At 69.4% G+C, this 25610-nt stretch carries 28 protein-coding genes and 1 pseudogene; 14 read left to right on the top strand and 15 right to left on the bottom strand.

Features of this window, described 5'->3' with window-relative positions; translation table 11 throughout:
• Positions 1–63: 63 nt before the first annotated feature.
• Entirely contained in the window at positions 64–3315 is a 3252-nt protein-coding gene (locus tag MTAB308_RS23260) for a helix-turn-helix transcriptional regulator (protein ID WP_077102545.1), read from the top strand.
• Between the two features lie 175 nt (positions 3316–3490).
• Positions 3491–4525 carry a PE family protein gene (locus MTAB308_RS23255; RefSeq protein WP_083746730.1) on the top strand — a complete coding sequence of 345 codons (1035 nt, stop codon included), beginning with the start codon at positions 3491–3493 and terminating at the stop codon, positions 4523–4525.
• Between the two features lie 54 nt (positions 4526–4579).
• Here the strand turns inward: MTAB308_RS23255 and MTAB308_RS23250 are convergent, their stop codons facing one another.
• Positions 4580–5089, bottom strand: coding sequence for a DoxX family protein (locus MTAB308_RS23250; RefSeq protein WP_077102540.1), 510 nt, complete (start codon positions 5087–5089; stop codon positions 4580–4582).
• A gap of 215 nt (positions 5090–5304) precedes the next feature.
• On the opposite strand from MTAB308_RS23250, the gene MTAB308_RS23245 reads away from it, so the two are divergent.
• From MTAB308_RS23245 to MTAB308_RS23235, 3 genes are all read left to right on the top strand, one after another.
• A complete protein-coding gene (locus MTAB308_RS23245) occupies positions 5305–5469 on the top strand; it encodes an NAD(P)-binding domain-containing protein (protein WP_216823691.1) in 165 nt (54 codons plus the stop codon).
• A 73-nt stretch (positions 5470–5542) separates the two neighbouring features.
• A complete protein-coding gene (locus tag MTAB308_RS23240; protein WP_245831545.1) occupies positions 5543–7123 on the top strand; it encodes a pyruvate, phosphate dikinase in 1581 nt (526 codons plus the stop codon).
• The gene (locus MTAB308_RS23235; protein ID WP_077102536.1) at positions 7120–7725 is read left to right on the top strand and encodes a MarR family transcriptional regulator; all 606 of its coding nucleotides are present in this window, start codon (positions 7120–7122) and stop codon (positions 7723–7725) included. Before MTAB308_RS23240 ends, MTAB308_RS23235 begins: the two co-directional genes overlap by 4 nt.
• A gap of 3 nt (positions 7726–7728) precedes the next feature.
• Here the strand turns inward: MTAB308_RS23235 and MTAB308_RS23230 are convergent, their stop codons facing one another.
• Together MTAB308_RS23230 and MTAB308_RS23225 are read right to left on the bottom strand one after the other, a co-directional pair.
• Positions 7729–8970 carry a WS/DGAT domain-containing protein gene (locus tag MTAB308_RS23230; protein ID WP_077102534.1) on the bottom strand — a complete coding sequence of 414 codons (1242 nt, stop codon included), beginning with the start codon at positions 8968–8970 and terminating at the stop codon, positions 7729–7731.
• Between the two features lie 4 nt (positions 8971–8974).
• Entirely contained in the window at positions 8975–9880 is a 906-nt protein-coding gene (locus MTAB308_RS23225) for an alpha/beta fold hydrolase (RefSeq protein WP_077102532.1), read from the bottom strand.
• Between the two features lie 174 nt (positions 9881–10054).
• Here MTAB308_RS23225 and MTAB308_RS23220 point away from each other — a divergent pair, with 174 nt between their 5' ends.
• A complete protein-coding gene (locus tag MTAB308_RS23220) occupies positions 10055–10642 on the top strand; it encodes a TetR/AcrR family transcriptional regulator (RefSeq protein ID WP_077102530.1) in 588 nt (195 codons plus the stop codon).
• On the opposite strand, the gene MTAB308_RS23215 is transcribed toward MTAB308_RS23220, so the two are convergent.
• Positions 10632–11114: a VOC family protein gene (locus MTAB308_RS23215; protein ID WP_077102528.1), complete on the bottom strand. Its 483-nt coding sequence runs from the start codon at positions 11112–11114 to the stop codon at positions 10632–10634. The two genes, MTAB308_RS23220 and MTAB308_RS23215, sit on opposite strands and share 11 nt — an antisense overlap.
• Before the next feature lie 130 nt (positions 11115–11244).
• Between MTAB308_RS23215 and MTAB308_RS23210 the strand changes: the two genes are divergently transcribed.
• Positions 11245–12387, top strand: coding sequence for an amidohydrolase family protein (locus MTAB308_RS23210; RefSeq protein ID WP_077102526.1), 1143 nt, complete (start codon positions 11245–11247; stop codon positions 12385–12387).
• Positions 12388–12431: 44 nt separating this feature from the next.
• A complete protein-coding gene (locus MTAB308_RS23205; RefSeq protein WP_077102524.1) occupies positions 12432–13298 on the top strand; it encodes an alpha/beta fold hydrolase in 867 nt (288 codons plus the stop codon).
• On the opposite strand, the gene gnd is transcribed toward MTAB308_RS23205, so the two are convergent.
• Positions 13295–14317, bottom strand: coding sequence for a phosphogluconate dehydrogenase (NAD(+)-dependent, decarboxylating) (gnd, locus tag MTAB308_RS23200; protein WP_077102521.1), 1023 nt, complete (start codon positions 14315–14317; stop codon positions 13295–13297). The two genes, MTAB308_RS23205 and gnd, sit on opposite strands and share 4 nt — an antisense overlap.
• A 14-nt stretch (positions 14318–14331) precedes the next feature.
• A complete protein-coding gene (locus MTAB308_RS23195) occupies positions 14332–15741 on the bottom strand; it encodes a glucose-6-phosphate dehydrogenase (protein ID WP_077102519.1) in 1410 nt (469 codons plus the stop codon).
• A 129-nt stretch (positions 15742–15870) separates the two neighbouring features.
• Between MTAB308_RS23195 and MTAB308_RS23190 the strand changes: the two genes are divergently transcribed.
• Positions 15871–16716: an adenylate/guanylate cyclase domain-containing protein gene (locus MTAB308_RS23190; RefSeq protein WP_245831477.1), complete on the top strand. Its 846-nt coding sequence runs from the start codon at positions 15871–15873 to the stop codon at positions 16714–16716.
• Here MTAB308_RS23190 and MTAB308_RS23185 read toward each other — a convergent pair.
• Complete coding sequence (locus MTAB308_RS23185) at positions 16668–16877, bottom strand: hypothetical protein (RefSeq protein ID WP_077102515.1); 210 nt, start codon at positions 16875–16877, stop codon at positions 16668–16670. The genes MTAB308_RS23190 and MTAB308_RS23185 overlap by 49 nt on opposite strands.
• Before the next feature lie 21 nt (positions 16878–16898).
• Here MTAB308_RS23185 and MTAB308_RS23180 point away from each other — a divergent pair, with 21 nt between their 5' ends.
• Genes MTAB308_RS23180 through MTAB308_RS23170 form a run of 3 tightly spaced genes read left to right on the top strand, consistent with a single transcriptional unit; the run spans position 16899 to position 18772 of the window.
• Positions 16899–17717, top strand: a complete 819-nt coding sequence (locus MTAB308_RS23180; RefSeq protein ID WP_077102513.1) for an SDR family oxidoreductase — start codon at positions 16899–16901, stop codon at positions 17715–17717.
• On the top strand, positions 17710–18081 hold the full coding sequence (locus MTAB308_RS23175; RefSeq protein ID WP_077102511.1) for a carboxymuconolactone decarboxylase family protein: 372 nt from the start codon (positions 17710–17712) through the stop codon (positions 18079–18081). The genes MTAB308_RS23180 and MTAB308_RS23175 overlap by 8 nt, the downstream gene beginning before the upstream one ends.
• Before the next feature lie 10 nt (positions 18082–18091).
• Entirely contained in the window at positions 18092–18772 is a 681-nt protein-coding gene (locus MTAB308_RS23170) for a guanylate cyclase (RefSeq protein ID WP_077102509.1), read from the top strand.
• Here MTAB308_RS23170 and MTAB308_RS23165 read toward each other — a convergent pair.
• The 4 genes and pseudogenes from MTAB308_RS23165 to MTAB308_RS23150 form a co-directional block, all read right to left on the bottom strand.
• Positions 18769–19092 carry a putative quinol monooxygenase gene (locus tag MTAB308_RS23165; RefSeq protein ID WP_077104701.1) on the bottom strand — a complete coding sequence of 108 codons (324 nt, stop codon included), beginning with the start codon at positions 19090–19092 and terminating at the stop codon, positions 18769–18771. The genes MTAB308_RS23170 and MTAB308_RS23165 overlap by 4 nt on opposite strands.
• A gap of 310 nt (positions 19093–19402) precedes the next feature.
• Positions 19403–19834, bottom strand: a pseudogene (locus MTAB308_RS23160) (peptidoglycan endopeptidase); the annotation flags it as partial.
• A gap of 121 nt (positions 19835–19955) precedes the next feature.
• Positions 19956–20438 (bottom strand): nitroreductase family deazaflavin-dependent oxidoreductase, encoded by a 483-nt coding sequence (locus MTAB308_RS23155; RefSeq protein WP_077104699.1) that lies wholly within the window; start codon positions 20436–20438, stop codon positions 19956–19958.
• The gene (locus MTAB308_RS23150) at positions 20438–21622 is read right to left on the bottom strand and encodes an aromatic ring-hydroxylating oxygenase subunit alpha (RefSeq protein WP_077104697.1); all 1185 of its coding nucleotides are present in this window, start codon (positions 21620–21622) and stop codon (positions 20438–20440) included. The genes MTAB308_RS23155 and MTAB308_RS23150 overlap by 1 nt, the downstream gene beginning before the upstream one ends.
• A gap of 102 nt (positions 21623–21724) precedes the next feature.
• On the opposite strand from MTAB308_RS23150, the gene MTAB308_RS23145 reads away from it, so the two are divergent.
• The gene (locus tag MTAB308_RS23145) at positions 21725–22330 is read left to right on the top strand and encodes a TetR/AcrR family transcriptional regulator (protein ID WP_077102505.1); all 606 of its coding nucleotides are present in this window, start codon (positions 21725–21727) and stop codon (positions 22328–22330) included.
• 46 nt (positions 22331–22376) lie between these two features.
• Here the strand turns inward: MTAB308_RS23145 and MTAB308_RS23140 are convergent, their stop codons facing one another.
• Positions 22377–22775: a VOC family protein gene (locus MTAB308_RS23140; protein ID WP_077102502.1), complete on the bottom strand. Its 399-nt coding sequence runs from the start codon at positions 22773–22775 to the stop codon at positions 22377–22379.
• Between the two features lie 106 nt (positions 22776–22881).
• A complete protein-coding gene (locus tag MTAB308_RS23135) occupies positions 22882–23277 on the bottom strand; it encodes an Mtp family mycobacterial-type pilin (RefSeq protein WP_077102499.1) in 396 nt (131 codons plus the stop codon).
• Between the two features lie 179 nt (positions 23278–23456).
• Here MTAB308_RS23135 and MTAB308_RS23130 point away from each other — a divergent pair, with 179 nt between their 5' ends.
• Positions 23457–23933, top strand: coding sequence for a hypothetical protein (locus tag MTAB308_RS23130; protein WP_077102497.1), 477 nt, complete (start codon positions 23457–23459; stop codon positions 23931–23933).
• Between the two features lie 38 nt (positions 23934–23971).
• Here the strand turns inward: MTAB308_RS23130 and MTAB308_RS23125 are convergent, their stop codons facing one another.
• Together MTAB308_RS23125 and ychF are read right to left on the bottom strand one after the other, a co-directional pair.
• Positions 23972–24352 carry a hypothetical protein gene (locus tag MTAB308_RS23125; RefSeq protein WP_077102495.1) on the bottom strand — a complete coding sequence of 127 codons (381 nt, stop codon included), beginning with the start codon at positions 24350–24352 and terminating at the stop codon, positions 23972–23974.
• Between the two features lie 127 nt (positions 24353–24479).
• Positions 24480–25571: a redox-regulated ATPase YchF gene (gene ychF / locus MTAB308_RS23120; RefSeq protein WP_077102493.1), complete on the bottom strand. Its 1092-nt coding sequence runs from the start codon at positions 25569–25571 to the stop codon at positions 24480–24482.
• Positions 25572–25610 lie beyond the last annotated feature (39 nt).

Here is a 25610-nt window from a genome sequence, read left to right as displayed (position 1 = left end):
GCGGCCATGAGCGAAACTGGTGTGCGCGGGGATTTACGGTCATGTAAAAGGCATGGCCCTCGCGTGAGGGAGCGTATGCCCACAGGAACGGTGACCCTGCTGCTCGCCGATTTCGAGGGCTCCGAGCGACTGTGGGAGAGCCAGCCGGAGCAAACGACGGCGGCGCTCGCGCGGCTGGGCCGAGCCGCCGCCGAGATCGTCCCCGCCCACGACGGCGTGCTGGCGGACTCGGCGGGCGCGGGCGGCGGCTGCCTGGCCGCGTTCGCCCACGCGACCGACGCGGTGGCGTGTGCCGTGGCGTTGCAGCGGGCGCCGCTGGCGCCGATCCGGCTGCGCATCGGCCTGCACACCGGCGAGGTGCAGCTCGGCGACGCCGGCGAGTATGTCGGCTCGACCCCCGAGCGGGCGGCCGCCCTGCGCCACCTGGCGCACGGCGGCCAGATTTTGCTCTCGGGCATCACGCGCGACCTGGTCATCGACCAGTTGCCGGCCGACGCCTGGCTGACCGATCTGGGCACCCACCAGCTCGGCGGTCTTCCCCGCCCCGAGCGGGTGGCGCAGCTCTGCCACTCCGACCTGGACGTCGAATTCCCGCCGCTGCGCACCACCGGAAGCGTCGTCCCGCACGGCCTGCCGGTGCAGCTGACGCGGTTCGTGGGTCGCGTCACCCTGACCAACGACGTCGTCAAGGCCCTGTATGAGAACCGGCTGGTGACCCTGGCCGGTCCCGGCGGTGTCGGCAAAACGCGGCTGGCCGTGCAGGTCGCCGCGCAGGCGGCGGCGGAGTTCGACGGCAACGTGTGGTTCGTCGACCTGACGCCGGTCACCGACCCCGAGGTGGTGCCGGTCGCGGCGATGCGGGCCCTCGGCCTCCCCGACCAGCCCGGCCGCTCGGCGACGGAAACGCTGGCGCGATTCCTCGGTGACCGGCCGGTGCTGCTGGTCCTGGACAATTGCGAGCACCTGATCGACGAATGCGCCGAACTGGCCGTCGCGCTGCTGGGCGCCTGCCCGCAGCTGACGATCCTGACGACGAGCCGCGAGCCGATCGGGGTGCCCGGCGAGGTGACCTGGCGGGTGCCGTCGCTGTCGCTGGCGGACGAGGCGATCGAACTCTTCGTCGACCGTGCGCGCCTGGCCCGGCCCGATTTCAGCATCGGCGTCGACGACAGCGCCGCCGTGCGCGAGATCTGCGTTCGCGTGGACGGCCTGCCCCTGGGCATCGAGCTCGCCGCGGCGCGGGTGCGGATGATGTCGCTGACCGAGATCCTCGACGGCCTGCGCAACCGCTTCCGGCTCGTGACCGGCCCCCGGGCCGGGACGCGGCGCAAGAAGACACTGGGGGAGTCGGTCGACTGGTCCCACGCGCTGCTGAGCGAGCCGGAGCGCGTCCTGTTCCGGCGGCTCGCGGTGTTCCGCGGCGGCTTCGACCTCGATGCCGCGCGGGTCGTCGGCGACGGCGATCCGGCGCAGCAGCACCAGGTGCTCGACCGGCTCGCCCAGCTGGTGGACAAGTCGCTGGTGGTGGCCGAATACGCCGGCGATCGCACCCGTTTCCGGCTGCTCGAGACGGTGCGCCACTATGCGGCGGCGAAACTGGCGGAATCCGGGGAAGCCGACGAGGTGCATTCGCGGCACCGCGATTACTACGCGGCGCTGGCCGCCCTGCTGGACAGCGCCGCCGACGCCGACCACCAGCGCCGCATCGAACAGGTCGAGGTCGAGATCGACAACCTGCGGGCGGCGTTCGTGTGGAGCCGCCAAGCCGGTGACATCGAGCGCGCGCTGGAGCTGACGTCGTCGCTGCAACCGCTGTGGCAGACGCGGGGCCGCATCCAGGAGGGGCTGGCCTGGTTCGACGCCACGCTCGCCGAGGACGACGCGCGGCGCTCTGACATCTCGGCGGTGGTGCGTGGGCGCGCGCTCGCCGACAAGGCGGTGCTCGACGCGTCGCGCAGCATCGGCGACAACCTCGAGCAGGCGCAGCAAGCGGTGGCGATCGCCCGCGAGATCGATGACCCCGCCCTACTGGCGCGCGCGCTCACGGCATGCGGCGCGATCGCTTCCTACAGCGCCGCCGCGGCCCGCCCGTACCTGGCCGAGGCGATCGGCATCGCCCGCTCGCTCGATGACCAGTGGCGGCTGACCCAGATCCTGACCTGGCAGGCCAACGGCGCGTTCTACGCGGGCGACCCGATCGCCGCCGAAGAGGCGTCCCAGGAGGGGTGCGAGCTCGCCGATGCGATCGGTGACCGCTTCCACGCGCGCTCGTGCCGCTGGACCCTCGGCCTGGCGCAGATGATGAAGGGCGATCTGGCCAAGGCCGTCGAGCAATTCGAGGCGGTGACCGCCGATGCGGACGCGGCACACGACGTCTTGTTCAGGTGGGGAGCCCGGCTGAGCCTCAGCCTGGCACTCGCTTTCCAGGGCGATACCGGCGCGGCCACCGCCACTGCCGACGCATCGCTGGACGCCGCCGCCGATCTCTGGCCCTACAACGAGGGATTCAGCTATGCGGTCCTGGTCACCGCGGCGGCGGCCGCCGGCGACCTGGAAATGGCGACCGTAGCGTGCGAGGCCGCCCAGCAACGCCTGAGCGCGCAGGGCGAGCTCGGCGCGGCGATCGTCAACCCGATGGCCGACGTGGCATTGGCGCGCGGCGATCTCATCGAGGCCCGACGCTGGGCCGACCAACAGGTCGCGGCGTCGGCAGGCTGGCACCTGGCCCGGGCGCTCACCACGCGGGCGCGCATCGCGATCGCCAAGGGCGAACCCGACCAGGCCGAGCGCGACGCGCACAAGGCGCTCGGCTGCGCCGCGGAGTGCCAGGCGCACCTGGCCGTCCCCGACATCCTCGAGTGCCTGGGGCGGCTGGCCGCGGACGGCCTGAGCCATCGCGACGCGGCGCGGCTCTTCGGCGCGGCGGACCAGATTCGCCGGCGAATCGGCGCGGTGCGGTACCGCATCCACGACGCGGACCACGAGCGGACGGTCGCCGCGCTTCGCGACGCCATGGGCGAGCAGGACTACGACAGCGCGTGGGCGGAGGGAGCCGGGCTGTCCCTCGACGAGGCCATCGCCTACGCGCGCCGCGGCCGCGGGGAGCGCAAGCGGCCGACCAGCGGCTGGGCCTCCCTCACCCCGACCGAGCGCGACGTCGCGCGGCTGGTGGCCGAGGGGCTGGCCAACAACGAGATCGCCGCCCGGCTGTTCATCTCCCGGCGCACGGTGCAGACCCATCTCACGCACGTGTACGCGAAACTGGGCATCAGCTCCCGCGTGCAACTCGCCCAGGAAGTCACCGGTCGCAGCTGATCGCTAAGCACCGCCGGCGCGCGAATCTACGACCCCCCAACGTGCGCTATTACGTGCTTTGACCGACGTTTCGCACGCCGCATCCCCCGCATCCTGAATTCGATTCCAGACGAGCGTCCGGATGGGCGGCGACGCGCATCCGCCCGAACGCTCGATGACGAGCGGGAGGATAGCGATGTCGTTTGTGATGGTGGCCCCCGAGGTGGTGGCCTCGGCCGCGGCGGATGTGGAGAGCATCGGATCGGCGCTCAGCGCCGCGCATGCGGCGGCGGCGGGCCCGACCACCGCGGTGCTGGCCGCCGGCGCCGACGAGGTGTCGGCGGCGCTGGCGTCGCTGTTCTCCGGGCACGCCCGGGCCTATCAGGTGCTGAGCGCCGAGGCGGCGGCGTTCCATCAGCAGTTCGTGCAGACCATGAGCGCCAGTGGGGCGATGTTTGCCGGCGCGGAGGCGGCCAACGTGTCCCCGCTGCAAACCCTGCTCGGTGGGGTCAACGGGGAAGTCCAGGCGCTCACGGGGCGGCCACTGATCGGCAACGGCACCAACGGCGCCGTCGGGACCGGGCAAAACGGAACTCCCGGCGGGTGGTTGATCGGCAACGGCGGCGCCGGCGGATCCGGCACCACCGGCATCAACGGCGGCAATGGCGGCGCCGGCGGCGCCGCCGGACTGATCGGGAGCGGCGGGAGCGGCGGCGCGGGCGGGACCGCCACCGGCACCAACGGGATCGGCGGGGCCGGCGGCGCGGGCGGGTCCGCCGGATTGTTCGGTGCGGGCGGCGCCGGTGGGGCCGGCATGTTCTTCGGCGACGGCGGCGCGGGCGGCAGCGGCGGGTTCGGAGATAGCGGCGGGGCCGGCGGGGCCGGCGGGGCCGGCGGAGCCGGTGGGGCCGGCGGCAACGCCGGTCTCCTCGACGGCTCCGGCGGCGCCGGCGGCACAGGAGGCGCTGCCGCCGGCACGAATCCCGTCGGCGGCGCCGGCGGGGCCGGCGGCAACGCCGGGCTGATGGGCGACGGCGGCAACGGCGGCGAGGGCGGAAACGGCGACCTCGGCGGCGTTCAGGGCGCAGGCGGCAACGGCGGCAACGCCGTGCTGATTGGCGACGGCGGTAACGGCGGAAACACAGGGTTTGGTGCGGTCATCCGCAATCCCGGCGCCGGCGGCACCGGCGGGCTACTGCTCGGCCAAAACGGGATGAACGGGTTGCCGTAGCCCACGCCCGGCCCGCAGCCAGTTGCTTTTCCGGCTCCTGGTGTATCCAGTGGCTTAGCCCGTCTGCTTGACCGGTGGCCGGTAGAAGATCAGCAACTGCCCGACGGCGCCGGCGAGGCCGAGCCCCGCCGAGATAATCAGCCCTGGCCAGCCGTCGTACCAGTTCTTGCCGAAGATCACCCAGTCCAGGCTCAACCGACCGGCGCCCAGCGTGGCCACCGCGACGGCGCTGACGGCCAGCACCAGGTTGTACTCCCAGCCCTCCTTGACGATGAAGAAGCCGTTGGCGCGGTGCACGGTCCACGCCGCGACCAGCATCAGCGAAACGAAGCCCGCGGCGGGGATCGGCGTCAGCAACCCGGCCGCCAGGCCCAGCCCGGCGGCCATCTCCGTGGTCGCGGCCACGGTGGCGTGAAACTTGCCGGGTTTCATGCCGATGCTCTCGAACCAGCGCGCGGTGCCCGGTATGCGGCCGCCGCCGAAGAACTTGTTGAAGCCATGCGCGGCGAGCGTCAGTCCCAGCACCAGCCGCAGGATCAGTAACCCGACGTCATACACATTCATAGGTGCAAACCTAGCGGGTGGCCATCGCGAACCGGAAAGGAGCGCGACATCAAGATCGCGGTCATCGGGCCGGCAACGTCGGCAACGCCTTGGGCACCACGTGGCACGACCGGGGCCACCGGGTCATGGTCGGCGTCCGCACCCCGACGACCCCGAGTACGCGTCGCTCGACGCGGTCGAGACCAACGAATTCGCCACGGCCGGAGGCCAAATCGGTGACCGCCGGCCTGGTCGGCGAGCTCGGCTTCGAGACCGTCGACGCCGGCGAGCTGACGCCGGCGCGGCTGCTCGAGCCCTACGGACCGCTGTGGATTCACCTGGCGTTGCGCCGCAGGTCGGGCACGAGCTTCGGTTTCGGGCTGCTACGCGGGCGGTACTGACATACTCGTCGGGGCCTGCCGGGAAGGTCCCGATAGGCCGGGCCGCACGACGAGGGAGTACACCACGACCCGCATCAATCCCGTGGTCGCGCTGGACGGCGGCACGCGCCACCCGCGCGAGCTGCTCGGCAACAAGGGCCACGGCATCGACGCGATGCGCCGGCAGGGCCTGCCGGTGCCGCCGGCGTTCTGCCTCACCACCGAGGTGGGCCTCGACTACCTCGCCCAGCCCGCGGCGACGATAGACGCGATCTGGGACGACGTGCTCGACCGGATGCGCTGGCTGGAGGCGGAGACCTCACGGACGTTCGGCCGGGGCCCGCGGCCGCTGCTGGTCAGCGTGCGCTCGGGAGCCACCCACTCGATGCCCGGCATGATGGACACCATCTTGGATGTGGGCATGAACGACGCCGTCGAGCGGGCGCTCATCTCCGAAGGCGGCCCGGGGTTCGCCCGCGACACCCGGCGGCGGTTCACGACGATGTATGAGCGGGTCGTCGGGCAACCCGTGCCCGCCGACCCCTACGCGCAGCTGCGGGCCGGCATCGCCGCGGTGTTCGCCTCGTGGGATTCGCCCCGGGCGCTCGCCTACCGCGCCCACTACGGCCTCGACGGCGGCGGCGGCGGCACCGCGGTCGTCGTGCAGGCGATGGTGTTCGGCAACCGGGGCCCCAATTCCGGTGCCGGGGTGTTTTTTTCGCGCAACCCCGTCACCGGGGCCGCCGAGCCCTTCGGTGAATGGCTGCCCGGCGGCCAGGGCGACGACGTCGTTTCGGGACTGATCGACGTCGCGCCGATCTCGGCGCTGCGGGACGAGCAACCGGCCGTCTACGACGAGCTGACGGACGCCGCCCGCGGCCTGGAGCGGCTCGCGTCGGACATCCAGGAGATCGAGTTCACCGTCGACGACGGCAAATTGTGGCTGCTGCAGACGCGGGCGGCCGAGCTCTCGGCCCAGGCCGCGGTGCGGCTGGCCCTGCAACTGCGCGGCGAGGGCCTCATCGACGATGCCGAGGCCCTGCGCCGGGTGACGCCGGCGCACGTCGCGGCTTTGCTGCAGCCCGCGTTGCAGCCCGAAACGCGTTTGGCCGCACCCCTGTTGGCCAAGGGCCTGCCCGCCTGTCCGGGCGTGGCATCGGGGACGGCCTACACCGACGTCGACGAGGCGCTGGGCGCCGCCGACCGGGGTGAGCGCGTCGTCCTGGTGCGCGACCACACCAGGCCCGAGGACGTCCTGGGGATGCTGGCCGCCCAGGGCATCGTCACCGAGGTCGGCGGCGCCGCCAGCCACGCGGCGGTGGTCAGCCGCGAACTCGGCCGGGTGGCCGTGGTGGGCTGCGGTCGCGGCGCCGCCGCAGCGCTGGCAGGCAGGCAGATCACCGTCGACGGCTACGAAGGCGAAGTGCGCGAAGGCACTCTGAGCCCGTCGGCCTGGTCGGAGAGCGACACCCCGGAGTTGCGCGAGCTGGCCGGCATCGCACGGCGCATCAGCCCGCTGCGCGCCCATGCCACCGGCGAGCACCCGAGGCTGGATGACACCTCCGATGCCGCGGTGCGCGCGGCATTGGAGGCCGGCCGCCACGACGTGGTCTCCGCAAACCCGCTGACCGTCATGCTGGCCGCGATCCGGTTGACGGCCGAGGTCGCCGAATGACCGAACTGGCGGTGCTGCAGGCGGTCCGGCTGAAGGGCCGGGTGCGTCCCGCGGAGCTGGCCTCGACCCTGGGCCGGGATCCCGGCGACATCGCCGACGTCGTCGAGCGGCTCACCGCGGCGGGGCTGCTGCTCGACGACGCGACCCTGCGGATCAGCCCCAGCGGCCGGGCCCGGCTCGAGACGCTGCTCGAGCAGGAGCGCCGGGGGATCGACTCGGACGCGATAACCGCCGCCTATCGCGAGTTTCGGCCGGTGAACACCGAGTTCAAGTCGCTGGTCACCGATTGGCAAGTCAGGGGGGACGCGCCCAACGCCCACGACGACGCCGACTACGACGCCGCGGTGCTGGCCCGCCTCGACGAGGTGCACGCGCGGGTGGTGCCGATCATCGAGGCCGCCGCGGTCCAGGTGCCGCGGCTGGGCTTCTACGCGACGAAACTGCTTGCCGCGCTGGACAAAGTCAAAGCCGGCGACACCGCGTGGCTGAGCCGGCCGCTCATCGACTCCTACCACACCGTGTGGTTCGAGCTGCACGAGGAGCTGATCGGCGCCGTCGGGCTGACCCGCGCGGAGGCGGCGAGATCCGATGACGCGCAATAGAATTCACAGCTCCGCGTCGAGCAGCTCGAGATATGTGTCGATGTCGGCGATGGCCGACTCGGCGACGTGCACGCTGACCGCTATGGTGTCGCCGATGCCGTGCACCCCGTGAGTCAGCCCCATCGCCGGCGACAGGGCCGGGTATCCGGCCGTCAGCACCACCCGCGCTCCCCCGAAGCTCAGATCGGCGTTCCCGCGGTTGACGCTGGACACCACGGTGTTGCCGGACACCTGCGTGGGCCGGACATAAGGGTCGAACTGCGCGACGCCCCAACGCAGTAACGCCGCGGGCACCGCGGCAAAGGCCCGATCGGCGGCCCGCGTGGCCGGGTGTTCGAAGCGGCGCCGCGCGTTCGCCAACTCGGCCGCGATCCGCTCCACCCGGGCAGCGGGGCCGAGTTGCGGGTACAGCCCGACGACCACGTTCCCGAAGTGGTTGTGCGCCTGCCGCACAAAGGGTTTGCTCATCGGCACCTCGGCGCCCAAAGTGTCGGTTCCCTCGCCGAGCAGCGTGGACAGCGCCGTGGACACCGCCGCCAGCACCCCGACGGTGACCGTCGGGCCGCGCAGTTGCGAACGGCGCCGCACCAGCGTGCGCACCGACCGGGTGCCGCCGGGCCGGGCGTTGGTCGGTTGCGGCGGCCGCGACCCGGCCCCCGGCGCCAGCAACCCGGCGTGGGTGTCGCGGACCAGCCGGCGATGGGCGCGCGCCGCCTCGATCGCCCGCCACGGCAAGAAACCCGCCGACGGCGCCGCCACCTCCGGCACCGGCACCGCCCGCCCGAACAGCCAGGCCGCCATCGCCGAGGCGCGGGCGCCGTCGGCCAGCGGGTGCGCGACCTGCATGACCGCGACGCTGCCCGGCCCGGCAACGCCCGGGATGCCGAACACCGGGGTGAACACGTGCAGCCGCCACGGCATCGTCCGGACGTCCAATTGGTCGTCGGCGAGGGCGACGACGGCCCCCAGGCACTCGCGCCAGCCGGGGTCGGCCAGGTCGTGGCGGACCACCCATTCGGGCCCGGGGGCGGCCGGCACCCACTGCGGATAGGCCAGCCGGCCCCGCTCGGCGACCCGCAGCGCCAGGTCCGGGCACGCGCGCGCCCGCGCGCACACCTGCTCGACGGCGCGCGCGCAATCCGCGGGTTCGCCGTCGAACGCGTAGAGCAGGAACTCGTCGTTGGGAATCTTGGCCGACATCCAGTAGAACTGCGCGTCGACGGCCGCCATCCGCCGCGCCGTCATCGCTTCAGCCGGGCGAGCCGATGAAGGTCAGCACCAGGTTGGCGACCTTGTCCGGCTGTTCGAGCTGCAGGAAATGCCCGGCGTGCTCGACGATGGCGACCTCGCTGCCCGCGGGCAGCGCCTTTTCCGTCCAGCGGGTGAAAGCCGATGTCATGCAACCGTCGTCACGCCCATGCAGATACAGGCACGGCAGCAACGGCTCTTGGGTCCACAACCGGTTCAGGTCGGCATACTCCGCCGGCGGCCGCGGGTGGCGGATCGTGGCCCGATAGGTTCCCAGCGCCGCCCGCCAGCTCTCCGGCGTGCCGATGGCCGCGTCAACGTGGCGCAGGTCCTCGTCGGCGCGATAGCCCGGCGACCACCGCCGCCACAGCAGCGGCAGCACCCAGGACGCGGAACGTTCTGGCAGCCAAGGCAATTGGAAGTACAGGATGTACCAGCTGCGCACCAGCTGCGGCGGCAGGTGGCCGAGCAGCCGCAGCCGGTCGGCCGCGCTGCCGCGGCGGCGAAATCCCGCGGAGACCGGCACCGACATGATCACGGCCTTGGCGAACGGGCTGTCGGGCATCGCCGCCAGGCCGGTCGCGGCCATCGCGCCCCAGTCGTGGCCGATCACGACGTCGTGCTCGGTGCCGCCCGCGGCCGCGCGCACCCGCAGGGCGTCGTCCATCAGCGCGCCGACGTGAAAATCGCCGTCGGCCGGAAGCGACGACGGTGCGTATCCGCGCATGAACGGAGCGACGACCCGCCACCCCGACTCGACCAGGCGCGGGGCGACCTTGCGCCATCCGTAGGCGGTGTCGGGGAACCCGTGCAGGCACAACGCGATCGGCGCCTCCGGCGGCCCCCACGTCAGGGCCTTCAGATCCCCGGCCGGGCCGGGCACGTCCAGCCAGCCCGGTTCACCCATCGCGGGCTCGCTCGGTGTCGTCAGCCATGTTCACTCCCTCGTCGGCGCGCGTCCGCACCGACCAACCTAACGCCTGTTCACTCACGACGCACCGACCACCGTCGAAGATAAGCGAGATCCTCACGGCCCCAATCCCTTTCGGATCCGCAGTGCGCTACTGATAGCGTCTGGGGTATGGCGACCCCAACGCAGGCCCGTCGGTGGGCCAAGACCGGCGCCACCCAGCAGCGGATCCTCGATGCGGCCACCGAGGTCTTCGCGACCAGGGGATTCACCGCGGCGACGATGGCCGACGTGGTGGCCGGTTCCGGCGCCAGCGTCGGCAGCATCTACCACCACTTCGGCGGCAAGAACGAGCTGTTCCTGGCGATCTTCGAGCAGATGGCCACCGCCGTCGACCGCCGCATCGAGGAGGCGATGCGGCAGGCCGGCGAGGCGCCCGCCCCGCGGCGCGTCTTCGAGCTGCACGTGCGGGCCTACCTCGAGGCGATGTGGGAGAACCGGCGCCTGGCCCGGGTGCTGACGTCCGGGGACACGCCCCCGGGATTCGAGGTCGCCCGGCGCGACCGCATGCAGGCGGCCTTCCGCCGCTGGATGGCGGTGCTTGGGCTGGACACGTCGGTGCGCGGACAGCTCCTGAGCCGCGTCCTGGTCGCGACCATGGCCGAGTCGTCGCTGATGGTCGCCGGCTGCGACGATCCCGACGAGGTGCCGGCCATCACCGACGCCACGATCGAGTGGATCGGCCGGCTTACCGAGTGAACTCGCCCGCGACGGCCCGCTCCAGGTCGGCGACGACGATCTTGCGCATGCCGTACATCGCCTGGGTAGCCGCCGCCGCGCGGGCGCGGTCCGGGTCGCCGATCAACTCGTAGAGCCGATCCGGGACGATCTGCCAGCTCAGGCCGAAGCGGTCCTTGCACCAGCCGCACTGCGATTCCTCGCCGCCGTCGGTCAACCGCTCCCAGTAGTAGTCGACCTCGTCCTGGTCCTTGCATCCGATCGTGAAGGACACCGCCTCGCTGAACGGAAACTGCGGCCCGCCGTTGATGCCGATGAACCGGGCGCCGTCCAGCACGAAACTGCCCGACAGGACCGTTCCCGGCTCCCCCGGGCCGGCCTCGGTGGTCCGGTTGAAGCCCTCGATCCGGGAGTTGGGGAACACCGACGTGTAAAACGCCGCCGCCTCCTCGAGGTCGTGGTCGAACCACAGCGAGGGCGTGATCGAGGGCATGGGCGGCTCCTTGTGCGTGCGTGGGTGGGCGGTTTCAGTGATAGACCGCGGCGCCGGGGAGAACTCATCGCGCCGCTAAAGATTCCTAGAGATCGTTGACAGTATTAGAACGCAATTCTAATATTTGGCTATGGCCGCACCCAAGCTGTGGGCCAATTCGGGCGACTCGCACTTCCTGGAGCCCGACGACCTGTGGCGCTCGCGGCTGCCGCGGCGGCTGGCCGAGCTGGTGCCGCGGACCGAGAAGGACCCCGACGGTCGCTGGGAGTCCATCCACGTCGACGGCCAGGTGTTCCGGCGGCGCCTGCCCAGCCTCGCCCAGCAGGAGTTCATGCAGGCCACGGTCGCCGCGGCGGGCTCACGCGACGTCGGAAAACGGCTGGCCGACCTCGACGGCGAGGGCATCTGGGCGGAGCTGGTGTTCCCGTCTTTGGGGATGTGGTCGGGCTCGTTTCGCACGCCCGAGCTGCTCCGCGAGGCGATGCGGGCCTCCAACGACTGGGCCAAGGAAGCCCTGATGGATCACTCGCCGCGGCTCGTCCCGACGGCGCAGGTGTCGACCATGGACATCGACGACGCGGTCGGTGAGCTCAACCGTTGCGCCGCACTGGGATTCAGGGCGGTGTTTCTCCCGGTCACGCCCCACCCGGCCCAGCGCGACTACCACCGCGAGGAGTGGGAGCCGTTTTGGACGGCCGCCGAGGAAGCGGGCATGGTGATCGCGTTCCACATCGGCACCGAGCCAATCGATTTCGCCGCGGGCAACTCGATCGGTGTGACCTATCACGGCCCCGGCGGCGCGGTCCTGAACTACACCGAAACGTCTTTCGGCGGGCAGCGCGCGGTGGTGAAGCTGGTCGCGTCCGGCGCGTTGGATCGGCACCCGGATCTCAAGGTGCTGGTGTCGGAGGGCGGCGCCACCTGGGTGCCGTTCATCGCCGACAGGATGGAGGAGGGCTACCGGCAGCACGCAATGGTGGTGCGCCCCAAGCTCAAACGCGGCCCGCGGGAGATCATCTACTCGCAGGTGTACGCGTCGTTCCAGCACGACTCGTCGGCCGTCGCGGCGATGACGGCGATGGGCTTCACCAACGTGTTGTGGGGCAGCGATTACCCGCACATCGAGGGGACCTTCGGCCACACGCAGGCGACGCTGCATCAACTGTTCGACGGCGTCGACGCCAAGACCCGGGACCGCATCCTGTTCGGCAGCTTCGCGGAGCTGTTTCCCGACGCGCCGCTGCCACCGGGGGCCCACGTCGGCGGTGAATAGATTGCCTAGGTAACGTCGAAGGGCATCTACGAAAGAGGACGCCCGTGAGTGCCGTGAGCAGCAGCAATCAGACGGTCGAATTTTCCGGCCACAACGGGATCACCCTGGTAGCCGACGAGTGGAACCGTGGCTCGGCCGCGGCGGCAGACCGGCCCACGATTCTGATGTTGCACGGCGGCGGCCAGAACAGGTTTTCCTGGAAGAACACCGGCCAGATCCTGGCCGACGACGGATTTCACGTCGTGGCCCTGGACTCCCGGGGTCACGGCGACAGCGACCGCGCGCCCGATGCCGACTACGACGTCGAGACGCTGACGGCGGACGTGATGCACGTGCTGGATGCCATCGGCCGGCCCGTGGCGATCATCGGCGCCAGCATGGGCGGGCTGACCGGCATCCTCGCCGCCGACCGCGCCGGGCCCGACCGGGTGACGCAGTTGGTGCTCGTCGACGTGGTGCCCCGCTTCGAAAAGGGCGGCAGCGCCCGCATCCGCGATTTCATGTTCAGCGGCCTCGACGGGTTCGAAACGCTGGAACAGGCCGCCGACGCCGTCGCCGCCTATCTGCCCTACCGGAAAAAGCCGCGCAGCCCCGAGGGGCTGAAGAAGAACCTGCGGCTGCGCGACGGGCGCTGGTTTTGGCACTGGGACCCGGCGTTCATGACCAAGCCCGGCGACGACCCGGAGCTGCGCACCGAAAAATTCGAGCATGCCGCGGCCAGCCTGACGATCCCGGTGCTGTTGATTCGCGGAAAGCTGTCGGACGTGGTCAGCCCCGAAGGCGTCGAGCATTTCCTGACCCAGGTGCCGCGGGCCGAGTTCGTCGAGCTGTCCAACGCCGGGCACACCGCCGCCGGCGACGACAACGACGCGTTCAGCGAGGCCGTAGTGGCCTTCGTCGAGCGAGGTTAATTGGCCGGCTTTTCGGCGTGCCCGCCGAACTGCTTGCGCATCGCCGACAGCGCCTTGTTGGCGAAGTCGTCGAGCTGACGGCTGGCGAAGCGGGACTGCAGCGCGGTGGTCAGCACCGGCGACGGGACGCCCTCGTCGATGGCCGCGATGGCGGTCCAGCGGCCCTCCCCGGAGTCGGAGACCCGCCCGGAGAATTCCTTCAGATCGGGCGATTCGTGCAGCGCGATCGCGGTCAGGTCCAGCAACCACGACCCGATGACGCTGCCGCGGCGCCACACCTCGGCGACGTCGGGGATGTCGAACGTGTACTGATAGAACTCCGGGTTGGACAGCGGCGCGGTTTCGGCGTCGCCCTCTTGCACGTCCTTGCCGATGTCGGCATTGCGCAAGATGTTCAGGCCCTCGGCCAGCGAGGCCATCATCCCGTACTCGATCCCGTTGTGCACCATCTTCACGAAGTGCCCCGCCCCGGACGGGCCGCAGTGCAGATAGCCCTTTTCCGCTTGCGCGACCTCGCCGTCGCGCCCGGGCGTGCGCGGCGCCGCGTCCACCCCCGGCGCGACGGTGGCGAAGATCGGCTCCGCGTGGGCGAACGCCTCCTCGTGGCCGCCGATCATCAGGCAGTAGCCGCGCTCGCGGCCCCACACCCCGCCGCTGGTGCCGCAGTCGAGCAAGTGAATTCCCTTGTCGGACAGGGTCTTTGCGTGCTTTATGTCGTCGCGGTAGTAGGAGTTGCCGCCGTCGATGACGATGTCCCCGGCCTCCAGCGTGTCGGCCAGCTCCTCGATGACTCCTGTGGTGATGGTCCCGGCCGGCACCATCACCCAGACCACCCGCGGGGTGGAGAGTTTCTCGGCGAGCTCCTGCAGCGAGGACACCCCGGTCGTGTTGTCCTCGCCGGCCATCGCCTTGACCGCGTCGGCGCTGTGGTCATACACCACGCACTCGTGGCCGCCCTTGGCAACCCGCCGCACGATATTCGCGCCCATGCGGCCCAGGCCGATCATCCCTAGCTGCATCGTGTCCCGTCTCCTTAGTCTTTCGCCTGCTTGGTGTGGGGCAGCCACGGTTCCTGCCAACTGTGGTGGCCGTGCAGCAGCGACTGCGCGGCCTCGGGTCCCCAGGAGCCGGGTTCGTAGTGATGGACGCGGCCCGGCTTGTCCAGCACCGGCTGCACGATCCGCCAGGTTTCCTCGATGGCGTCCTCCCGGGCGAAGAGCTGGCGATCGCCGGTGAACGCGGCGTAGAGGAGCCGTTCGTAGGGCCGGACGGCCTCGCCGAGGTCTTCGGCGAAGGACGAGTCGAGGTGGACGTCGTGCCAGGAGTCACCGGCCTGGGCGGACAGCTGCAGGCGCATCCCGGGGTCGGGGTCGATGCGCAGCACGATCTGGTTGGGCTCGGGCGGGCGGCGGTTGGGCAGAAACGAAAACCCGGGCACGTGATGGAGGAACATCCGGACCTCGGTGACCCTTTCGGGCAGCGCCTTGCCGGCGCGCAGGAAGATCGGCACCCCGGCCCACCGCCAGTTGTCGATTTCGGTCCGCAGCGCGATGTAGGTCTCGGTTTTCGAATCCTTCGCCACCCCGGCGACGTCGGTGTAGCCGCGGTATTGCCCACGCACGCAGCGCTGCGGGTCCAGCGCCGGCATCGCCCGGAACACCTCGGCCTTCTTGTCGTTCAGGTCGTCGTCGCTCGGGCCGACCGGCGGCTCCATCGCCACCAGCGCGAGCACCTGCAGCAGATGGTTTTGCACCACGTCACGCAGCGCACCCACCACGTCGTAGAACTTGCCGCGGTCCTCGATCCCGAAGTCCTCGGCCATGCTGATGTGGATCTCGGAAATGCTGTCCCGGTCCCACAGCTTGGCCAGGCCGTTGTTGGCGAAGCGCAGGTACTGCAGTTCCTCGACGGGCTGCTTGCCCAAAAAGTGGTCCACACGCAGGATTTGGTCCTCGTCGAGGACCGCGCGCAGCCGGGCGTTCAGGTCTCGCGCGGAGGCCAGGTCGTGGCCGAACGGCTTTTCCACCGCGACGCGCGCGCGCTCCAGCAGGTCCACTTTCGCAAGGTTCTCGACGATGGGCGCGAACAGCGACGGCGGCATCTCCAGGTAGTACAGCGGGCGGCAGTCCTTGCCGACCCGCTTGGCGAGCTCTTTGTACAGCTCGGGATCTGTGACGTCGCCGTGCAGGTAGGACAACCGGTCCGCCAGCCGGTCGAACACCGCGTCGTCGAGGTTCTCGCCGGACGCCTTGATGGCATCGCGCGCCCGCTCGGCCACCTGCTCGACCGACATGTCGTCACTGGCCACACCGATGATCGGGCTCTTGAGCAGGCTGCGCGACTCGAGCCGGTACAGGGCTCGGTACGTCATCTTGCGGGCCAGATCGCCGGTAATGCCGAAGATCACCAGCAGGTTTGAAGAACTGTCGCCGCCGTCGGCCAAGCCCGCACCTCCCGAAATAACCTGATTGGCTCTGGAGAATCACTACCCGCGGCGGTCGACCTCAACACTAGACACCGCAACCAGGCCCGACAACCTGAATCCACCGCGGCCTTTGGCAGGATGCCAAGCGTGGGTTCGCACGCAATCGACGTCCTGCATATCGCGCTCTACGTCCTGACCGGAATCGCCGCGGTCGAAGCGGGCGCGATCGCCATTCTCTCGGTCCTGCTGGTGCGCAGCCGCCGCGAGATCGAGGAGTTGGCGCACCGGACCGACCCCCGGACCCAGCTGCTGACGGGCGGTCGCGAGGCCGTCAAACGGGTGTGGAACGCGGCCAACCTGATGCGCAAGGAGGGCTTCGGCGCCGCGGTGCGCAGCTCGATCGAGGACCTCGCCGACTGGGCCGAGGTCGAGCGGCCCGACCTGGCCCGCGTCACCCCGGACGGCCGGGTGGTGATCCTGTTCACCGACATCGAGGAGTCCACCGCGCTCAACGAGCGCATCGGCGATCGCGCCTGGGTCAAGCTGATCGGCTCGCACGACAAGCTGATTTCGGGACTGGTGCGGCAGCGCTCGGGGCACGTTGTGAAGAGCCAGGGGGACGGCTACATGATCGCCTTCGCGCGTGCCGAAGAGGCGGTGCGGTGCGGCATCGACGTCCAGCAGGCGCTGCGCAAGGACGCAAAACGCAAGCGCGGTGAGGAAATTCGGGTGCGCATCGGCATCCACATGGGCCGTTCGGTGCGACGCGGGGACGATCTGTTCGGGCGCAACGTCGCGATGGCCGCGCGGGTCGCCGCGGAAGCGACCGGTGGCCAGATCCTGGTGAGCGAACCGGTGCGCGACGCCGTCGCCGACCGCCCGGAGCTGCAAGGCATCCGGTTCGACGAGGGCCGCGACGTCGAGCTGAAAGGGTTTTCGGGCAGCTACCGCTTGTTCGCCGTCGAGCCCGAGGCCGACCCGGACTCGGACTGAAACCGCTCCCCATCGGATTCGGCCAGCCGCTGATGCAGCCGCGCGCGGATCTCGTCGGCGGTATAAGCGCGTCGCTTGCGTTGGTCGCGGGCGACCAGCACTCCCCCGGCGACGACGCCCGCGACACCGGCCAGGCCGATCCACTTCCAAACGCTGCGCATGGTTGACAGGCTATTACCGCAATGGACACCCTTCGCGACAAGGTCGCCGTCGTCACCGGAGCGGGCAGCGGCATCGGCCGCGCCATCGCCTGCGCGCTCGCCGGCCGCGGCGCACACATCGTGGCCGTCGACATCGACGACGCCCGCCTGGCGACCGTCGCCGGCGATCTGCCCGACGCGGGCGTGCTCGTTGCGCCCGCCGACGTCTCGGATCCGGTTGCCTTCGACGGGATTCGGGACGCGGCGCTGCGGAGATTCGGCCGGGTCGACGTCGTGGTGAACAACGTCGGCGTGCTGACGAACGGCCTTCCCGAAGACATCCCGGTGACCGAGTGGCAACGCATTCTCGACATCAACCTGATGTCGGTGGTGCGCAGCAACGCCGCCTTCCTGCCGCTGTTGCTCGATCAGGGCAGCGGCCATGTGGTCAACACCGCCTCCTTCGCCGGGCTTTTCACCTATTCCTACGACCGCCTGCCGTATGCCGCCACCAAGGCCGCCATCGTGCAGATCAGCGAGGGCCTGGCAATTTATCTGCGGCCCAAGAACATCGGCGTCACCCTGCTGTGCCCGGGGCCGGTGCTGACCAACATCGCCGCCGCCGTGCCGACATTCGGCGGCGGGGCGCCGCTGCGGATTCCCGGCGAGCAGTTCGAGCTGCTCGACCCGGCACCCGTCGGCGAGCAGGTCGCCGAGGCGATCCTGCACAACCGGTTCTTCGTGCCCACCCACGCCGGTGTGGTCGAGGAGCTGCGCCGCCGCGTCGACGACTGGGACGCCTACATCGACTACCAGATATCCCGCGAACCACGAAAACGAAAGGCAGACAACGATGGTTGACACCCGTGCCCGGGGCCTCGATGCGCTCAAGGAGATGTTGCCCGGCGTGGTCCCGGACGGCGCCACCGGCCTGAGCGACGGCGGCGTCGCCGACGAACTCGGTGACATGAGCCTCGATCATGTTTTCGGCGCATTATGGACGCGGCCCGGCCTCGATCGGCGCTCCCGCAGCCTGGTGACCCTCGGCGCGCTCATCGCCCTGCGGGCCGGCGACGAACTGAAGCTCCATTTCCAGATCGCACGGCACAACGGGTTGAGCCTGGAGGAGATCGAAGAGGCGATCTACCACATGACGGGCTACGCGGGTTACCCGGCGGCCGTCAGCGCGCGCCGGGTCGCGCGCGAAGTTCTTCGGCGTTCGTAAGCTGGCTCGCATGCCGACCCTGGACCAGGCCGTGAACGAAACCCGGACCGGAGACATCTGGTTGTTCCGGGGCAGTTCGGGACCCGACCGAGCCATCCAGACCCTGACGAACAGTCCGGTGAACCACGTCGGGATGACGGTGGCCATCGACGACCTGCCGCCGCTGATGTGGCACGCCGAACTGGGCGACAAACTTCTCGACGTGTGGACGGGCACCAACCACCGCGGCGTGCAGCTCAACGATCTTCGCGAAGCGGCCCAGCAATGGATGGAGCGCTACCACCAGCGGTGCTGGCTGCGCCAGCTGACGCCCTACGCCAGCCGCGAACAGGAGAACAGGCTGTTGCGGGTCATTGCGCGGATGGACGGCACCGCGTTTCCGACCACGGCTCGGCTGACCGGGCGGTGGTTGCGCGGCCGGCTGCCGACCGCGTACGACTGGATACGCGGAATTCCCGTCGTGGACAGCAAGGTTCGGGAGTCGACGCGGCGGCGCAAGGCGCGCCAGCGCGGCGGCCTGGAAGCCGCGTACTGCGCGGAGACGGTGGCCATCACCTATGAGGAGATGGGGTTGCTGTCCACGGAGAAGTACTCGAACTGGTTCGACCCGGGTTCGTTCTGGAGCGGCGACACGCTTCCGCTTGCACCTGGTTATCAGCTGGGCCACGAAATCTCGGTTGCCCTAGGCTAACCGACCGACATCTCCCCCATCTCGGACCACCCCGCGGCGTCGAGGGTTTGGTTGATGATCTTGGGGGTGGACCTCAGCGCCTGCGGGAGCTCGCGCATCGCCCGCTTGAAGTGATCGCTGTTGACGTGAACGCCTCCGGCGTCAGCATCCCGGAAGGCCTCCACGAGCACGTACTCCGCCGGGTTGTCCAGGCTGCGCGACCACTCGAACCACAGGTTGCCCTCCTCGGCGCGGGTTGCGGCCGTGAACGGGGCAACCAATTGCGGCCAGCGATCGGTCCACTCGGGTTTGGTCTCGAACTTGACGACTATGAAGATCACGCCCGCTCCCCACCTTGGCTTGCAGCTCCCCGGCAGCGCCAGCATACGTGCCGCGCCCGAGCGCTCACCAAATCCAGGCTACAGCAAAGTTTTGCCTAGGCGTCCTCGTTGACGCCTAGGCAAATCCTTGGTATTGAACTTCCGCGCAAGGGCGCAGTGACGTAGCCCACAATTCCCGGCCATGCGGCGTCAGTTCACAATCGTGACGAAATTACGAAATGTTTTTCGATAAACGAATCGAACGCGATTCAATTCGTTACGTATTCGCAATTCCCGGGCCGCCGGGCGGCGGCGCGCCCGCCGGTGGGGGCGGCGCGTCGGGCGGCGGCGGCACCGCACCGTCGCCATCCGGTAGCGGCAGGAACATGTGGTGGGTGAATCCGGCCTGGTAGGCGCCGGGACCGCCGATGTGCACACCGCCACGTTCCCCGCTGGACACCGAGGTGCCGTCCGGCAGGGTCACCGCCGTGTGGCCACCGTTCCAGCCGATCACCACGGCGTTGGGAGCGGTCCCGTATTGGAAGCCACGCGCCAACAGCGCCGCCTCCTCGTTGCCGGTGTTGAACCTGCTGCCGAAGACCGGCCTATCGGACGCCGCGTTGGCGACCCACGAAGCCAGCCCCGAGCAATCGGTCCCGGCGGGAGAATCGCCGCCCGGGATATAGGGCGTCCCGGAGACCTGATTGATGAGCGTCATTAACGTTGCTAGTACAACCATGGGCAGGCACGCTAGCAATAGCATTCACAATGAATCAAAATTTGTGGCGCAAGTCATTCGCACCGCCGGCAATGGCGTTCGCCGCATCGATACCAATTCGATGACAAAGCAGCAAATTTCCGGACAGGAAATTCGCCGCGCCGGCCTACAAGCGCGGCCGCAACACCACGACGGGTATCTCGCGCTCGGTCCAACTCTGGTAGGTATCGAAATCTGCGTAGAGCTCGACCAGGCGCGGCCACAGGCGGCGTCGCTCCCGCGCGTCGGCGGTCACGGCGCGCACCGGCCGCCGCTCACCCCCGATTTGGGCGATCGTCTCGGGGCAGGCGACGAGATTGCGGTACCACTGCGGGTGAGTTGGCAGCCCCCCTTGGGAAGCGACCACCACCAGGTCCTGCCCGTCGCGCAGGTACAGCAGCGGGACAGTGAACAGCCTGCCCGATTTGCGGCCGCGGTGTTCCAGCAGCAGCGTCGGCACCGGTTTGCGAAAACCGGCGCCGATGCGCCACTTGCCCCCGATGCGGCCGTTCGTCTTGCGGTACACCCACACTTGCGCCCGGCTCATGTGACTCAAAATGACCGGCAGTAGCGGGGAGTCCAACTGCCGGGGCCGCTTGGGTGCGGCCATCACGGCGCACCGGCGCACTGCAGCGCCACGCCAAGTTCTTGGCCGAACACCTTGATCATGTGCTGGACGCCAATCTCGTTGCGGCCGATGATCATGTGGTCGTGCTGCCCGTGCCTGACGCCTTCGCCGCACTGAGGCAGCATCGCGAAGTCCTCGTCGCGGACGGCGGCATGCACCCCTTCGTAGATCGCGTCGTAGCCTGCCCTCAGGTCGTCGTTGGTCGCCGGGACTCGCCCCATCCAGCTGTGCCGGACCGTGCAGCGCGTCGGGTCACCCTCGGGCAATATGTCGATAATCTCCACGCCCACAGGGCTATTGGCGAGGATGAGATTCGGATACACCCAGTAGATCACCCCCATGTTCGCCGACGGTTCGCGCGGCGCGGTGGGGTCGGTCTCCACATTGGTGATCCAGTTGAACGGGAAGCCGATGCGGTGATGCTTGCCGAACTCGTCGTAGACCATCGTGTTGGCCAGCGTGTTCTGCCCGATGAGGCTCTGGCCATGGACGTAGGGAAAGTGGTATCCCTCGGCGAAGGCCTCCAGCGCGCCCTTCCATGACACCTCGGAGGTGAACTCCCGCTGCGTGTGGTACCCGTACGCCTCGTAGTTCCACAGCTTCAACTCGGCACCAAGGACGCCCAGGTGCGCGTCGAGGTCGATGGTCGCGTCGGCGGCCAACACCGCCCAGATGAAGCCATGACGCTCCTCCGAGGGGAGTTCGACCAACCCGTAGCCCTTGGTGTCCATGGAATCGAACCCGGCCTTGCCCGGAACCATGAACAGCTCGCCGGTGTTCCGGTATGTCCAGGCGTGATACGGACAGACGAATCGCGAGGCGTTGCCGGACCCGCACGCCGGCATCGCGCCGCGGTGGCGGCAGTAGTTGAGCAAGACGTGGCTGGCGCCGGCCCGGTCGCGGGTCACCAGCAGCGAATCGCCCAGCACCGAGCGGACCACGTAGTCGTTCTTGTGCGGCAGCTGCGCCGACGGGACGATGGCCAACGGCACCCTGCGCAGAATCTGCGACTCCTCGATCTCGGTGAGCTTCGGATCGCGGTAGTAGTGCAGCGGCACCCTCAGCTCACGCTCGGCCAGGTCCGTGGTGCCATCCAGCGCGTGGCGCAAGCCTCGCCGCGTCAAGTCCTCGTCGGTGCCAGGCACCGGACTGTTGGTCGTCGACAGCATCCCGGTCTCCTTCGTCGGCTCTGTCTGACCATACAGTCAACATGGTTTGTACTGTCAAGGGCTGGCCGCTTCGTGGGCGCTTTGTGCGACGATCACGCAATGCGGCGGCACGGCTGGGCCGGGAACATCCCGGCGGACGACGAGGAAGCAGTCGCTCGCATCATCGACACGGCGCGCACCGCCATCGACGAGCGCGGGACCGTGAGCGTGTCCGAGGTCGCCCAAACTCTCGGCGTGACCCGTCAGACCGTCTACCGCTACTTGCCGACCCATGAGGCGCTCCTGGGTGCCGCGGCCCTGTCGTCCGTCGACGGCTTCCTGGACCGGGTTGCCGTCCATTTGGGGTCAATCACCGACCCCACCCAAGCCGTCGTGGAAGGCATCGCTTACACGTATGAGCAAATCGCCCACGACAAGTACCTCAGCCTGGTGCTCCAGCCCGGCAAAGCCAGCGCCCTGACCGCCGGGGTGACCTCGGACATGGCGATCTCGTTCGGCAGGTCGATTTTGCAAAAATTCGAAGTCGATTGGGCCGCAGCGGGATTCGCCGACGAGCGGCTCGATGAGCTCGTCGAGGTCATGCTGCGCATGCTGCAGTCGCTCATCGTCGACCCCGGGCGCCCCGCACGCACGGGCAACGCACTGCGGAGCTTCCTCACGGACTGGATCGCGCCATCGGTGCGGGCGCACGCCGACATGCGTTAACGGATCGGTTCGTCCCGATGCCGCCTCGAATTCCCTTGGCGGCCGGTCAGAGTCCAAACTTGGCCCGGGCGTCGTCGGTGACCGGGGTGAACAGGTTGACGAGATTTCCATCGGGATCGCGGAACAACAGCGCGCGGTTGCCCCACGGCATGGTGGTCGGCTCGGTCACGACCTCGGCGAGGCGGTCGCGGAGCCGCTCGAATTCCGCGTCCACGTCCTCGACGATGAACTCCACGATCGCGCTCCGGTTGGCCGCCGGCTCGGCGGATCCGGCTCCGAACAGCGGCACAGTCTTGTCGCTGCCGATGGCCAGCGTGCCAACGGATGTCGGGATCTCGGCGAAGAGTTCGTTCCCCCACACCGCGGCGACCCCGGTGACCATCTCGTAGAAATCGACCAGCCGATTGACGTCAGCGGTGATGATGCGGGTCGAGACGAACTTCATGGAACCTCCCGGGTGCCTGGTGCGCAGTGATTGCCGCCAGGCATGTTAGGCAACACCTCCGACAAACCGCACGACTCATTCGGCCGAGCACGCTTCGGCCGACGCGCTAAGCCGGGGTCCAGATTCCGTTGTTCCAGAACCCCCAGACGTTGACGGTCGGGTTCCACATCAGCTGGGCCCCGGGCGCCCACGGCGGTGGGGGTGGCTGCGGCGGCGCCCACCCCGGCGGGGGCCCCCAGGGACCCCAGCCGGCCGGGCCGCCCTGGTTGGCCGGACCTTGCCAGTCGTGGCAGGCATTCCAGTTCCAGTTGTAGGCCTTGCCCCAGCCCGGGTCCCACGGGTCACCCGGGCACCAGTGATTGCCGGACGCGGGGGCCGGGGCGGCGTGGGCCCCGGGGTCGAGACCGCCATTCAGCCCCAACGCGGCCAATGCCAACCCGCCGCCCACCAGCGCGCTCACAAACCGCCGAACCCACGACCTCGCCCGCTTTGCAGTTGCCATCTGCCCAGGATTTCCCCTGGACACGAATCCGCGCAAGCAGTGCTCCCCATTCGGGTTCGGCGAAGGCGCGACGCGATCCCCTTCAGTCAGGGTGGGCAGCAAACCCATTTCCTGGCCTGTATTTTCCGGGAAGATGATCGTATCGTGCTGCCGGAGGGGCTACCCGGTTAGGAACGCTGATGAAGACGATCTTCGTGACGACCGTCGCGCTGGGCATCGTGGCGATCCCGCTCGCAGCGCCGGCGTCAGCCGACCCGGTGGTGGCCGACCAGATGGTCGGTGGGATGTACAACGTCCACTTCAATGATGGAAGTCTCGACGACCTGACATTCAAGGCCACGCCGTGCGGTATCGGCTGCGCCCAAGTCAGCTTTTCCAACACCTCCGGCCAGGCCCAGTTCTACGCCGATCTGTGGCACGCGAGCTTTCCGCCGAATCCTGCGGCGTGGCGCTGTAACGACGGGTCGGTGCACCGGGGCTTCGACGAATGGACCTGGGACCCCGCCACGGGAATTGGCACGAGGGTTGTCGTCCGCACCGAGGCCGCCTGCGGATATACGGACCACAGCAGCATTCCCATCGCGCACCGTTTCACCTTGACCCGGCTGAGTGGCGATTCGGGGCAGCCCGGAATTCTTGCTCCCGCCGTCGCCTAGCGGGGCCCCACGGCGTCACCGTCCCCTGCGGGGCGGGATCACTCGTCGTCGCGGCGTTCGCTGGCGGCCATCTCACGCCGAATCTCGGCCTGCTCGCGCGCATTTTGGGCGTCCGCCAGGCGACCATCGGCGGCCAGGCGCTCGTCGCGGTCGGCTTGGCGCCGTAGTCGCTCGAGTTCACGCTCCGCAGCCGAGCCCTCGCGTTGGTCCGCCCGCCGCTCCCGTTCGTCGGCGGCCTGGTCCCGTCCGCCGGCGACCCGGTCACGCTCGTCCGCCGACCGATCGCGTTCGTCGGCGACCCGATCCCGCTCGTCGGCCCGCCACTCGCGCGCCAAGACCTCGGCCTCGCGCCGCGCGAGCAGCTGCTCGCGCTCATCGAGCGCGGCCCGGGAATCGGACTCGCCAGGCGGTGTCGGCATCGTTCCTCTCCGGCCAATGATCTCCCCCGTCAACCGTCGCTCCGGTTGGGGGGAATTTCAAGGGCCGACGGACCCCGATGCCGAGAGGTGCGAAGCCGCCGGCGATCCGGAAAGCGCGCGACGCGCCTTACCGCGTCGGCTTGGTGGTGGCCCCGTGCCGGAACTCCACCACGTCGCCGTCGGCCATGACGTAGTCCTTGCCCTCCATGCGGACCTTGCCTGCGGCCTTCGCCGCGGCCATGGATCCGGCGGCGATCAGGTCGTCGTAGGACACGATCTCGGCCTTGATGAAGCCCTTCTCGAAGTCGCTGTGGATCACCCCGGCCGCCTTGGGCGCGGTGTCGCCTTGATGAATCACCCACGCCCGGGACTCTTTTGGCCCGGCCGTCAGGAAGGTCTGCAGCTTCAGCGTGTGAAAGCCCGCCCGCGCCAGCGCGTCGAGGCCGCGCTCGGTCTGACCGATCGACTCCAACAGCTCGGCCGCCGACTCGTCGTCAAGCTCGGATAACTCGGATTCGATGGCCGCGTCCAGGAACACCGCGTCGGCCGGTGCGACGAGCTGGCGCAGCGCCGCGACCCGCGCGGCGTCGGTGAGCACCGCCTCGTCGGCGTTGAAGACGTAGAGGAAAGGTTTGGTGGTCAGCAGGTTCAGCTCGCGCAGCGAGGAGACGTCGGTGCCCGCGGCAAACAGCGTCGTGCCGCCGTCCAGCACCGCCTGCGCGGCGACGGCGGCGTCGTGGACGGGTTTGCGCTCCTTGCTGGTGCGCGCCTCCTTCTCCAGCCTCGGCAGCGCACGCTCGAGCGTTTGCAGGTCGGCCAGGATCAACTCGGTTTCGACGACCTCGATGTCGGATTTCGGATCGACCTCTCCCGCCACATGCGTCACATCGTCATCGGAAAAGACCCGCACCACCTGGCAGATGGCGTCGCATTCGCGGATGTGCGCCAGGAACTTGTTGCCCAGCCCGGCCCCCTCGGACGCGCCCTTGACCAGGCCGGCGATGTCGACGAACGTAACCGGCGCCGGGACGATGCGCTCGGAGCCGAACAGCTCCGCCAGCTTGTCCAGCCGCGGGTCCGGCAGCGAAACCACGCCCTCGTTGGGCTCGATCGTCGCGAACGGATAGTTCGCCGCCACCACATTATTCCTGGTCAGCGCGTTGAACAGCGTCGACTTGCCGACGTTCGGCAGGCCCACGATTCCCAGGCTGAGGCTCACGGGGATTCAAGTGTAGGGCGCGGTGGGGCGGGGCGTTCA

Origin of the sequence: Mycobacterium terramassiliense (genome assembly GCF_900157385.1) — a bacterium.
Classification (GTDB): Bacteria; Actinomycetota; Actinomycetes; order Mycobacteriales; family Mycobacteriaceae; genus Mycobacterium; species Mycobacterium terramassiliense.
Note: the sequence above shows the minus strand (reverse complement) of the source record. Positions and strands in the feature narration are given on the sequence as shown.